The organism is Pelagibaculum spongiae (assembly GCF_003097315.1).
Classification (GTDB): domain Bacteria; phylum Pseudomonadota; class Gammaproteobacteria; order Enterobacterales; family Pelagibaculaceae; genus Pelagibaculum; species Pelagibaculum spongiae.
Window position 1 is genome coordinate 52723 of the sequence record NZ_QDDL01000007.1, and the last position, 12760, is coordinate 65482.

Sequence of the window (12760 nt, forward strand, 5' to 3'; positions counted from 1 at the left end):
TACTGGCTGACTGAAAAGTTTTTCGCTCTAGTCAAATTAATCGCTAGAAGCCCAAACTAGACAGCAAGTCATCCACATCATCCTGACCGCATAAATCGGCTCTGGCTTCTGGCTCAGCGACTGGAGGCGCAACACTTTCTTCGAATTTTTCAATTGCAGGTGACTGTTCTACTTGCGTAATCGCCGCACCACCTGTCATTCGAATTAGGTTGACCAAATTACCCTGAACTTCTTCGACCAAAGTAATTACTTTACGAATTACTTGGCCAGTCAGGTCCTGATAATCCTGAGCCATTAATACATCGGTCAAATTGGCTTGAACTTTACTACTATCGTTCTTCGCCAGATCAAAAAACTGGTCAATTTTCCCGCAAAGACCACGAAATTCTTCAGCCGACATTTCACGATTCATAAATCGTTTCCATTCGCCTTGAATCATTTCTGCTTGGCTACCCACACCTTCAATCAGTGGTAAAGATTCTTCGACACTGGTTAACGTTCGGTGGGCGGCCTGCTCGGTCATCGCAATCACATATTTCAACCGATCGGTCGCATCAGGAATTTCCTGCTCGGCCAAGGCGGCAATATGATCATCAACCCGGATATTATTTATCGCTTCATGCAAATCACGGGTTAATTTACCCAGCTCCTGAAATAAGTCGCTGGAACGCATTTCGCTTAATTCATCTAAAATGGAGCGCGCTTCATCTAACTTGCCACTTTCCATTAAATCGACCAACTGTTTAGCTTGGTCTAGCCTGTCGGTATCAATAGGCTGGCTCTGGCTAGCGCTAACATTGTTATCGGCACTCATTATTTTGCTAGCTCCTAAGCCTTAGCCCCATCAACACGCTGGAAAATCTTATCGATTTTTTCTTTCAATGTGACAGCGGTAAAAGGTTTAACGACATAGCCGTTAACGCCTGCTTGGGCAGCCATAATGATTTGTTCGCGTTTTGCCTCAGCCGTTACCATTAATACCGGTATATGCTTCAGTCTTTCGTCAGCACGAACTTCCTTTAACAGATCGATACCCTGCATTCCCGGCATATTCCAATCGGTTACCAGAAATTCAATACGGCCTGTTTGCAAAATCGGTAATGCAGTTAAGCCATCATCAGCTTCTTCAATTTTTGTAAAACCAAGATCCCGCAATAGGTTCTTGATGATTCGTCTCATGGTAGAAAAGTCATCTACCACCAGGATGTTCATGTTTTTGTCCAAGACAACCTCCAAAACGGCCGCAGCATCATTTGCAGCCGCCTAACTCCAATCCTGCATCCGTGCTCTGAGTCGCACGACCGCCTGAGAATGTATCTGGCTAACCCGTGACTCACTTACGCCGAGAACCTGACCAATTTCCTTAAGGTTCAGTTCATCGGTGTAATAAAGCGACAACACCAAAGCTTCGCGCTCTGGTAATCGGGAAATTGCTTTTGCCAAATCCCTACGAAAGTTTTCGTCCGTTACGCCGAAATCTGGAGCTACAGTTTCATTTGCCTCGACAAACGGCGCATCCCCGAACTCACTCAGTAGATCGATTGACACCAGCCGACCTGAATCACTGTGCTTAAGCATTTTGTGATACTCATCCAATGAAACATTCATCTGCTTAGCGACATCAACATCCCGAGCTTCAGCGCTGGTTCTTGCCTCAACTTGAGCAATTGCCTGGCTTATATCACGGCCATAACGGTGAACTGAGCGAGGTGCCCAGTCATTGCGGCGCAATTCATCGAGCATTGCCCCGCGAATTCTTATGCCGGCATAGGTTTCAAAGCTGGCCCCTTTACCTGCATCATAATTTTTTGACGCTTCAAGAACGCCAATCATTCCAGCTTGAATCAGGTCATCTAATTGAACTGAATCAGGAAGACGGGCAATTAAATGGTGAGCGATTCTCTTTACCAACCCTGCGCAGCTAATCACTAATGAATCGGCACTGGCAGTGTTTAAGCTATTCGCCGCGTATGCTGCAGCTCCGTTCATAGCGCCTCCTCAGTTATTGATTTCCAGCCAAAAGCTGCTCGAGGAAGAATTCCATATGGCCACTGGCACCGGTCGGTATTGGCCAGTTATCAACCTGCTTAGCTAATTGACCAAAGGCACGAGCAATTTGGCTAGAAGGGTAAGCATCAACCACTGCCTTTTGCTTTCTCACCGCCTGACGCACCTGCATATCAAATGGCACACCACCCATGTACTGAAGTCCAACATCCAGGAAACGATCGGTAACACGCGATAATTTGACAAATAATTCTTGCCCCTGACGCGGGGTCTGAATCATATTGGCGAGAATTCTGAAATGGTCGATACCATGGTCACGCTCTAGCAATTTCATCAATGCGTAAGCATCGGTTATCGATGTCGGCTCATCACACACCACCATCACCACATGCTGACAAGCCCGCAAAAAATTGACTACGGTGTCAGAAATGCCAGCGGCGGTATCAACAATTAAAACATCGGTATCAATGGCTAATTCACTAAAGCCACGAATTAAACCTGCGTGCTCTGAATTAGAAAGCTGAGTCATATGTTGTGTGCCGGAAGATGCCGGAACAATTTTTATGCCGCCAGGGCCATCCAATAAAATATCTCTTAATTCCGCTTCACCGGAAAAAACATGAGATAAATTGGCCTTGGCATGTAAACCCAATAATACATCGACATTCGCCAAGCCAAGGTCGGCATCCATCAGCATGACCCGTCGGCCCATTTTCGCCAGACTGACCGCTAAATTAACCGAAACGTTGGTTTTACCCACGCCGCCTTTGCCGCCGGTAATGCCAATAACTTGAATAGGACGACTACCCATAATTTTTCTCAGACCTTGAGCCTGATCGGCTTGTTGTAAATTACTAGCGGAATGCATTGACTAACTTATCCTTGAATTCATTATTGGCCGCTGAGCGACGATGCAACTTCAGCGCTTGTTCAACCAGTTCTCCAGCGGGTGGTCTTGCAAGATCTTCTGGTACTCGCTGGCCATTAGTCACAGCAAGCAATGGCAGTTGGCTATCAATTAATGCACCAAGACTTTCACCTAGCCCAAGCGCTTCATCGACTTTGCTCAATATGCAACCGTTCAAACCCAGCGCAGAAAATCGCTCTATCGCGTGTTGCTGATAGCCAAGCTGACCAATTGCCGGTAATACCAGATAACGGTTAACTGGTATTCTTGCATGGCCAGGAACTAGCCAGTCAGGAATACCTGAGTTCTGTTCACTAATGCCGGTAGTATCAATAAGTGCCATTTTTTTGCCCTGCATCGAATCAAGGATATGGTGCATCTGTTGGGTATTTTCTGCTTCGACAACGTCTACACCTAAAATGCGACCGTAGGTTCTGAGCTGTTCCCTAGCACCAATTCGATAACTGTCGTTATTAATCAAAACCAAGCTTTTTGGGCCAAATCGCATCACATATCGAGCGGCTAATTTTGCGATGGTGGTGGTTTTTCCTGCACCGGTTGGACCAACCAATGCAATAACCCCCTCTTGCGCCAAAATGTCGTCATCAATGCAAGTTATTTGATCAGTTAATGACCGAACGCCTCGCTCAAATCCGGCGTCTGTGCCCAAGTCGGCAAACTTTATTCCCATTTCTTGGCACAAGCTGTGAGATAAACCAAAGTTGGCAAATTTTTGCTGTAATTTATTGGCAATTTCTGACTGCGGTAGCATTGGCGAAATAGTAGAAGCGGCAGCAGAAGTATTCTGGCCAGCTAACGGATTAACCGAATACAATCCACTAGCCTGATGATGCGCTTGAGTATTTTGCGCCATCTGCTCCATTAATTTTTTCAAATCTTCAATTTGCGCTTCAATCTTACTCATTTCAGTAGTTTCAGCCGGTGCAGAAAAACTATGATTTTGCTGTGACTGATTATTTTGCTGCTGAGGTTGGGTATTTTCTGGTTGACGATCTTGAGCTTGACGACCCTTTGACTGATAGTCAGCCTGAAACGCCTGATCAGAAATCTTCAGCTGATCAGGTTGATGGCGATGACTATCTTCTAAATCAAAATCTGAAGGCCGCTGGCTTTGCGCTTGTTGTTGCACCTGCCGCTGTACTTGAGCGGCAAACGAAGATGCACCGAAAGTTGCGGCAGCATTACCACCGCCTGACTGAGTGACAGCAGGAGTCGGTGCTGAGCGATCTGCATCCGCACTTGCTTGACGGGTTTTAGCTTGCGTTGCCTTGGCAAAGGCTTTTTCAGAAAAGCCCTGCCAATCCATCGATTCCATCGATTGTGCAGCATTTTTTTGCTGCGTAGGCCTTGTTGTATCTGCCGACCGAGTATTTAAATGGCTAGTGGTTGGCGTTCGATGTTGGCTAGCCTGAGGTGCCTGCTTAACTCTTGGTGCTGGACTTTGTGCAGCCTGCATCGCAGGTCGCTGGCTATTGCGTGAAAAACCAGCCAAGGCACGTTTGGCCAAACTGGGTTTTTCATCCAATTTTTCATTCATCGCCGCCTTCCAACTAGCAGGTTTAGCCGGACGACGTTCAGCGATTGCCGGTTGTGAATTAAAAGCTGCTTGTTGATGGGAATCCGGGATGGCCGCCAAACTTTCATCACAGTCAATTGCCGCGACTAGCTCAACGCCTGCCGCATGCTTTTTACTGGATAAAATGACCGCTTCAGCGCCTAACTCTTCTTTAATTTGACGCATGGCTCGGCGCATGTCCGGTGCCGTAAATCGTTGCATTCTCATCAACTACTTCCCTCTACCGATTGGCCTATTGATCTATCAATCTATTGACCAACGCTGGCAACAACTTTGATATTTCTGTTATCTGGTATTTCCTGATAGGACAAAACATTCAGCCCCGGAGCAACACCCTTCAGGAATCGGCTTAACGTACGACGAAGACCTGGTGCGACCAGCAATACCGCTGGTTGTCCGCTCATTTCCTGTCGCTGCGCTGCTTCCTGAATCGATTGCTGCATTTTTTCTACCAGTCCCGGCTCAAAACCACCTTGAGCACCTGCTTGCAATGACTGTTGCAAGATGTGTTCCAATCCGGGATCTAAAGTAATAACCGGCAGCTCATGCTCCAAGCCATTGATTCCTTGAACGATCATCCTTCGCAATGAAACCCGCGCTCGGTCTAACAGAGTGTCAGGATCTTGACTGCGCGGTGCCAGCTCAGCCAACGCTTCGCAAATAGATCGCATATCACGAATCGGAATCTGCTCTTCCAACAAGCCTTGTAACACCTTCACCAGCACACTTAATGGCAATGGATTTGGCGTTAGGCTTTCCACCAACTTCGGCGATTGTTTGCCTAACAAGTTCAGCAACTGCTGCACTTCTTCATGGCCTAATAATTCATGGGCATGGGTTTGAATTAAATGGCTCATATGCGTCGCCACCACAGTGCCCGGGTCAACCACGGTATAACCGAGGGTTTGAGCCTCATTACGAGTATTGGGATCTATCCAGAAAGCTTGCAGACCAAATGCTGGGTCAATCGTTGGCGTGCCTTTAACATCGCCAAAAACCTGACCGGGATTAATCGCCATTTCGGCATTCGTCTGAATTTCAGCCTCACCAATATTGACACCCAACAAGGTGATTCGATAACCAGAAGGCGGTAAATCTAAATTGTCGCGAATATGAACCGGTGGAATTAAAAAGCCTAATTCTTGAGATAGCTTTTTACGCACGCCTTTAATACGTGTCATTAATTCGCCGCCTTGGTTGGCATCAACCAAAGGAATTAATCGATAACCTACTTCCAACCCAATTAAATCAACATTAGCCACGTCGTCCCAGCTAATTTCTGCCACCGGCGCGGCATCTCCAGTGGGCACCAAAGTACCACTTGCTGGCTTACCTACAGCCATCACCGAGCCAGCAGGCTGATTAGCCAAGGCCAATGCTTGCCCGCCACCTTCAGCAATTTGCTTGGCCTGCTTAGCAAAGTACCAAGCAAGCAAACCGCACAAACCCGCTAGCGATAAAAATGCAAAATGCGGCATGCCCGGCACAATACCCATAATTGCTACAATAATTGCTGCGACAGATAACGCCTTTGGGTCAGCAAACATTTCTGTTTTTAGCTGCTCGCCCATATCGACATCACCCGATACTCGGGTCACCATCATTGCCGCTGCAGTTGAAAGCAGTAGCGATGGAATTTGCGCCACCAAACCATCACCAATAGTGAGCATGGCGTAATATTCGCCGGCAGTAGCAAAATCCAGCCCATGCTGAACCATACCAATACCAAAGCCACCCACTAGGTTAATCAGTAGAATTAAAATACCGGCAATCGCATCACCCCGAACAAATTTACTGGCACCATCCATCGAGCCATAAAAGTCGGCTTCGCGCGATACATCAGACCGGCGCTCTTTGGCTTCTTCCTGACTAATTAATCCGGCATTTAAATCGGCGTCCACCGCCATTTGTTTGCCCGGCATGGCATCAAGGGTAAATCGAGCACTTACCTCAGAAATACGACCGGCACCCTTAGTCACCACCACGAAGTTAATAATCATCAAAATGATGAAAATAATGAAACCAACCGCATAGTTACCGCCAATCACCACCTCACCGAAAGCGGCAATAACCTTACCTGCTGCATCGCCGCCTTCATGACCGCGTAGCAATACCACCCGAGTCGAGGCAACGTTTAACGACAAACGCAGCAAAGTCGCTATCAGCAATACCGAAGGAAATAACGTAAAGTCGAGGGTTCTTTTGGCATAAACACTCACCAAAAGCACCACCAGCGCTAATACGATGTTAAAGGTGAATAACACATCCAGTAAAAATGGCGGCAGCGGCAATATCATCATTGCCATCATCGCCATTAATAAAATGGGAGCGCCGAGCCCTTTGACTTTGAGTCCACTAAGGGACTGCATTAAATTCGCTTGATTCATAGCGGCGGATATATCAAGAATTGTGCCAGATTAAGCGGCGGGATTTTGGCGAGGTCTTAATGGTTTGTTTTAGCGAGAATTAATGCACGACATTCAAACTAGCGAATGGGTGTTTTTATCTTTGCAGTGTGCTCTTTGCGTTAACGTTAACTACCGCCAAAGCACGTTCGGTGTTTGACAATGAATTACCCACTCGCAACACAACACGTACGCTTGCAGCAAACAGCGGCGCTATTGCTGGGTATATAGCAAGTGCGACATTTATTTCTGGTGGATATCAAAGAATTTAAAGCAATCTGTTGAGTTGCTACAGATATGTTCTTTCTTACCGCAAGATAACTAAGGAACTGGGTAATTTCAGCTTCAGCCATTTGCTCAGGGTGACGCATTTTATGAAACAGAAGGAATTGACGAATCCACTGCCAGTAGGTTTTCTCAGTCGCATAGGAATAGTTCATTTGGCGAACGGCTTCGCAATAACGCTGCTGTAATCGCATGCTGCACCTGACAAAACGAAAACAAGATAGCTGTATATAGATACAGTATCCAATTATGTCAAACTCAACAAAAGTTAACCGTATATGTCGATTGAGCAAACCTTAAAGTAACTATTTTATTTCAATGAGTTAATGTGTGTTTTTTAAAACCCCTCTGTTCAGCAGCATTTTGTCGATAGTTCAATCAATTGACATACACGGAATCAAAATATATCGTCGCCAGCAAGCCATGAAAAGGCAAGCAAGCCACCAGAGTAAAGCCCTAGCGGCGAGCTAAAGCGAGATTTGTCTTTCATATTTATATAAGACTATGCGGCAAAAATGCGGTATAAGTCGCTGTTAGGGCTCTTCCGCAGCCGAGTAATCTTAAATAAGGATTTAGATGACTATTTCGGAGCAATACAAAGGGAAATACTTTTTTCATTTTACGCACTTGGAAAATCTTGAAGAAATTTTAGCTAATGGCCTATTAAGTACAAATGAAAAAGAAAAGAAGAATATAGAGCATTTAAATGTAGCTTCATCCGACATACAGTGTACTAGACACGAAATGAAAGTTACGTGTGGGCCTAAAGGTCACGTCCATGACTATGTGCCATTTTATTTTAACCCTAGAACACCTATGTTTCTTAGTCTTATTAAATCTCGAAACTATGATCAGCCATACTTTATATATTTTGCCGTTTCAATTAATAACTTAGAGAATGAAAAATTCGTATTTACTGATAAAGCAGCTAATAGAAGGTATGAGCCGCCTACGTTTTATGACTGCCCTTCAAAACTAGATGAATTGAGTTGGAGCTGCATAGAGAGTAAAGCATGGAGTTCTCCAAATGAGGCAGAAAAGCATAAAAAAATGGCAGAGGCTCTACATTTTAAAAAGTTTGAACTTAGTGATATTTCATACATTATTGTTTGGAATGAGGATTGTAAAGAATACGTGGAAAACTCATTTAAAAAGAGTGGAATTAAATGCCCTCCAGTGTTTTTTGACGGTGAAAATGGGTATCACCATTATTATTGTGATTTTAATTATGATAAAAACTCTTCATTAGTTCAAGGCCCTGAAGTAACTAGAAGTACATTCGAGAGAATTGTTAAGAGCATAAATAAAGCAAGGAAAACAGTTGATACTCCTTATCAATTTGATGATATCGAGGAAGCCTTATGTGCAATTAGAAAAGACTTTTCATGTATAAAAGAATTGAAAGGTATTGTTGACCTACCAACAGATAATAGGGTTCACAGTGAGAATGTTGAGGGTCACACTAGAAGAGTTGTTAAAAACTTGGTTGAAAGTTCAGAATATGAAAACTTAGATGATCAAGAAAAGCTAGTTGTAGAGTTTGCTGCTTATTTACACGATGTTGGAAAGGGGCCGAAAAGTCGTTGGACTAATGGCAAGCAGAAAGTCGATGATGACCATCCAAGGAAGTCAGCATTGTACATAGAAAGAGTATTAGCCGAAGAAATTGATTCAATTTCAAAAAAAGAAATTAGGCAGGTCGTACTTTTAGTTATGTATCATGATTTCTTTGGTGACCATTTAACTTCAGGACGTTTCTTGAAAGAGCTCAATAAAGTTTTGAAGACTGAATCTGATCTAAATATGCTATATGCCTTAGCAAAGGCTGATGTGATGTCGATACACTCACCATGGTATACCGATAGAGTTTTAGATTGGGAAAAAGCACATACAAAAATTATGGAAATTTTCTAATGATTGAATTTGTTAAGGGGAATTTTTTTGATTTTGACGCAGATATCAGAGTAAATACTGTCAATTGTGTAGGAGTTATGGGGGCTGGAGTAGCTTTAGCTTTCAAAAAAAAATACCCTGACATGTTTAAACTGTATGCGAAAGAATGCAAAAAAGGCTTAATTCGTCCAGGCATACCTTCGGTATGGGAGAGTGATGATATGTTTTCCAAGGAAATTCAAATCATCAATTTTCCAACTAAAGATCATTGGAGAAACCCTTCTAAATATGAATATGTCGAAGATGGTCTAAAGTGGCTATCTGAATATTTGAAACAAATAAAACACTCAGTAATTACTTTGCCTGCGTTAGGTTGTGGACATGGCGGTTTAGATTGGCTAAAGGTTAAGAAACTTATTGAAAGTTACCTTTCAGATTCACAGCATAAGATCTTAGTGTTCGAGCCTGATAGTTCAAAAAAAGCTGGCAAAATTGAATCAAGCATAATCGAAGATGATAAATTATTAGCACAAGAAAGCATTACGACTATAACTATCAAGTCTGCTGACTACCCAGATCGATTGAGATTATTTACAGAAAAGAATTTATATTTATTTAATTCTAATAATATTAATATCAAAAGCTATGATATTTCACTAATCTCAAGCTCCAAGCCTAACTCGCATGAGATAGAGTTTGTGAAAAAACTGGTTAATTACTGTAAGTTCAACCGCCTAAGTATCCTCTTTGGTAGCTCTGCGTTCGATAAGAAAATGGCATTTGAAGCAGCAAAGAAAGGTATTGTAGTGGGTGTTTTTATGCCTACGGGGATTTTTAAATCGGCTCAAAAAGCAAATGCAAATGCAAATTTAACTTGCTTGACGCTACTTTCTATTGGTAACCCTTTTGATTCGTTTGATAGAAAGGCTTATATGCCTTCTGTATTAAGTCGTTTATTTCTTGCTGAAAAGGCTGTTTTCACAACCAATAGGTTAGAGTGGGTTGCCAAACAGGCAAAACATATAAACAAGTGTGCCTCAAGATTCTACTATACGGATATCCAAGCCTTATCAGAAAAAGATGCCTTAGCTATTGAAAAGTTTTCGGCAGTGAAGGTTAAAATAAAAGATGACATTATTGAGCTCAATTAAGGTAAGCCCTAACAAGCGCTTCCACAGGGACAACTTTTCGCTTCGCATTTTTGTGTCGTCGCTGCGCGCCAGTATCACACAAAAATGCTTCACTACAAGTTGCCCGTGAAGCGGGCGTTAAATGAAAAGAGATGAATTATGGAGTTGAAAAAATGAACGAAGAATGTAATAGCTTAGTTAAGGAAATTGCTAAGTTATATATGGAGTATTCAGACGAAAAATTTTCAGGTTGGTCAAAGGCATTTTATCGTATTAGAGCACTCCCGTCCCAATTTGGTGGGAACGGCTCATATATCAATGGTGATGAAGTGGAGTTGATCGGTGTATTCGATCATGAAGAGCTTTTAGAACCGTTGCATAAGTTGTTTAAGGAGTTATGGCAGGCATTAGAGAGTATAGAAAAAGAATTTATAGTTTGCCTGCTCGTTGTGGATTCTGAATATAATTTCAACATCTATTTTGATTATGAAGACCCTGAAAAATGGAGCATTAGTAAATTGGACGGAGGGATTGGAATTCCCGTCGGATATGAACAATTGATTGAAAAAAGCATTTAACAAGTGCATGTTGTTCGCCCACTTCGTGGGCTGGGACCTCCGCACTGCGTGCTCCGGCCCCAAATGCAGACGTTAGGCGTACATCCCCCTCATATATTGGAGAATTAAAATGGATAGGGAATTTCCTGAGTTATTAAAGCAACTACATTCTATTGAAATAGACTATAACGATGGGGAAGGAATTGATTTCGAACCATTTGATTCTTTTTACTCTAAAAGCGAAACCACAGAATGGATAAAAGCTTGGACGGGAAATAATGAAGTTGATGGGAATGATTATCTAATTTTTGGTCAAGATGGAAGTGGTGGGTATGCTGCATTTTGGTGTGTAAAAGATAATTGCGACTTACTCCAACAGCCAATTGTGTTTTTTGGTTCTGAAGGGGAGTTAGGTATAATTGCTCAAACTTTTTATGATTATCTTTGGCTTTTTGCTAGAGGTGTAGGGCCATATGAAGCAACGGTTTATCCAGATGAGTCAGGAATTGAAAATCAATTGTTTTTGGACTTTGCGGAAGAAAGAGCGCCACTCATCGGAAGAAAGAGCGCCACTCATAATTTTATTTATAATTAATGACATTTTATTTATATCCAAAAACCACCGGAATTCTTCGGTTTTTTGAGTTTATTCCTTCTCTCTAGGCTGCTATCTGAAAACCTAGACAACAGAAACACCAGGCATGCCCGGCAAGTTAAATACACAGATTTAATTAACAGTATTAGCTGGAGTTTTTTGGTGGTGGTTGATTTGCTCGCCAAACTTTCGTTTGTTGCATCACTCTTGCCTTGAACGCGCTGATATTTAGATAACTGCCTATCGCATGGGCAAATGCTCGAACGTTCGATAACGCCTTACTTTGGCCGCTCATGGTTTTAGCCCACCAGACCGCAGTGGTATCAATTTTTAATCTGTCAAAAATAGGAAGCAGTTGGCTATCCATGTGATATTTTTTATCATTTCGCGCCATTCTGGCACTGACATCAACCAGCTCCAGATAATCATTTAATGAAAACGGCAAAGGCTTTTGCTTTACATGTGACTTGTTGGATTTGTTCTTTGAATTAGTGCTATCTGAAAAAGGTTTCAGTAAAGCAAACTGATAATCATGGCGTCGTTTTTTAGCTGCTTTTTTATTGTTTTTGGTACGGCCCGATTTAGACGCCACTTCTGGCAACTCGGTTTCGACTCTTGCTTGAATGGACGTGTAATCTGATGTTTCTGGTGTTTTAGCAATGCCTGCACGCAAAGGATTGAGGTCAACATACGCCATGCAAGTCAGTAGCGCTTGTTCGTCGAGTAACGCTTGGGCCTTAAAACGGCCTTCCCAAAAACGCCCTTTGCAATGGTCTTCGGCATTGGCCAACCGAGCCAGTGGTTCATTAATCGATTTCATAAACCAGCTAATTGAATACAATCGCTTGCGATATTCTTCAGCTTTGGCTTCAACATAATGAATTTCAGCTGCGCTGAGCAGGCGTCGCTTTTGTGAACTAAGGTATTTTTTAACTAACGGCTCGGCATCGAACACTTTGGTATATTGCAATAATACCTGGCGTGCACTCCATTTATTGGCTCGTGCAACATCGACATAAAGCACCAGATGGTAGTGATTGCTCATCACGGCATAGGCCGCCACATCAATCGAAAATGCCCGAGTTAACCGATCAATTCGATCGACAATCCACTGGCGACGATGATCATAATTTTTTCGAAGCTCAGGCACAATCGCAGGATCTTCACCACACAACCACCCTCGCCTAACGCATCTTGAACAGGCATGCACATATGGATTCGACTTTGGGTCAAACAAGATCGCACGAGGTGCAGGCATAATAGAAAAGGAAGGCTTTTTACAAGCATCCACTCCAGCTTATTTCAGTGGTTGGTTGATGTTAACTGGGATAGATTTATTTTTGAAATCAAATGTTTTTAGGCAAAGCGCCGGTCATAAATAATT

General features: G+C 43.0%; 12 protein-coding genes. 4 read left to right on the plus strand and 8 right to left on the minus strand.

Translation table 11 applies throughout. The features are described 5' to 3' along the window. Positions 1-43: 43 nt before the first annotated feature. From DC094_RS15575 to DC094_RS15605, 7 genes are all read right to left on the minus strand, one after another. The gene (locus DC094_RS15575) at positions 44-814 is read right to left on the minus strand and encodes a protein phosphatase CheZ (protein ID WP_116688056.1); all 771 of its coding nucleotides are present in this window, start codon (positions 812-814) and stop codon (positions 44-46) included. A gap of 14 nt (positions 815-828) precedes the next feature. Continuing rightward, positions 829-1212 (minus strand): chemotaxis response regulator CheY, encoded by a 384-nt coding sequence (locus DC094_RS15580; RefSeq protein WP_206605675.1) that lies wholly within the window; start codon positions 1210-1212, stop codon positions 829-831. Positions 1213-1263: 51 nt separating this feature from the next. Further along, a complete protein-coding gene (locus DC094_RS15585) occupies positions 1264-1989 on the minus strand; it encodes an RNA polymerase sigma factor FliA (protein ID WP_116688058.1) in 726 nt (241 codons plus the stop codon). Positions 1990-2002: 13 nt separating this feature from the next. Further along, on the minus strand, positions 2003-2875 hold the full coding sequence (locus tag DC094_RS15590) for a MinD/ParA family protein (protein ID WP_439650636.1): 873 nt from the start codon (positions 2873-2875) through the stop codon (positions 2003-2005). Further along, on the minus strand, positions 2862-4718 hold the full coding sequence (locus DC094_RS15595) for an AAA family ATPase (RefSeq protein WP_116688059.1): 1857 nt from the start codon (positions 4716-4718) through the stop codon (positions 2862-2864). The genes DC094_RS15590 and DC094_RS15595 overlap by 14 nt, the downstream gene beginning before the upstream one ends. Positions 4719-4759: 41 nt before the next feature. Continuing rightward, positions 4760-6898, minus strand: coding sequence for a flagellar biosynthesis protein FlhA (gene flhA / locus DC094_RS15600; RefSeq protein ID WP_116688060.1), 2139 nt, complete (start codon positions 6896-6898; stop codon positions 4760-4762). 185 nt (positions 6899-7083) lie between these two features. Then, on the minus strand, positions 7084-7395 hold the full coding sequence (locus DC094_RS15605) for a site-specific integrase (protein ID WP_116688061.1): 312 nt from the start codon (positions 7393-7395) through the stop codon (positions 7084-7086). A gap of 382 nt (positions 7396-7777) precedes the next feature. Between DC094_RS15605 and DC094_RS15610 the strand changes: the two genes are divergently transcribed. The 4 genes from DC094_RS15610 (at position 7778) to DC094_RS15625 (ending at position 11376) form a co-directional block, all read left to right on the plus strand. After that, on the plus strand, positions 7778-9115 hold the full coding sequence (locus DC094_RS15610; protein ID WP_116688062.1) for a DarT ssDNA thymidine ADP-ribosyltransferase family protein: 1338 nt from the start codon (positions 7778-7780) through the stop codon (positions 9113-9115). Continuing rightward, complete coding sequence (gene darG, locus DC094_RS15615) at positions 9115-10245, plus strand: type II toxin-antitoxin system antitoxin DNA ADP-ribosyl glycohydrolase DarG (protein WP_116688063.1); 1131 nt, start codon at positions 9115-9117, stop codon at positions 10243-10245. The genes DC094_RS15610 and darG overlap by 1 nt, the downstream gene beginning before the upstream one ends. A 152-nt stretch (positions 10246-10397) precedes the next feature. Beyond that, positions 10398-10802, plus strand: coding sequence for a hypothetical protein (locus tag DC094_RS15620; RefSeq protein ID WP_116688064.1), 405 nt, complete (start codon positions 10398-10400; stop codon positions 10800-10802). A 109-nt stretch (positions 10803-10911) separates the two neighbouring features. Then, positions 10912-11376 (plus strand): SMI1/KNR4 family protein, encoded by a 465-nt coding sequence (locus DC094_RS15625; protein WP_116688065.1) that lies wholly within the window; start codon positions 10912-10914, stop codon positions 11374-11376. A 145-nt stretch (positions 11377-11521) separates the two neighbouring features. Here DC094_RS15625 and DC094_RS15630 read toward each other — a convergent pair whose 3' ends face one another. Beyond that, the gene (locus DC094_RS15630; protein WP_133245575.1) at positions 11522-12667 is read right to left on the minus strand and encodes a transposase; all 1146 of its coding nucleotides are present in this window, start codon (positions 12665-12667) and stop codon (positions 11522-11524) included. Positions 12668-12760: the final 93 nt, after the last annotated feature.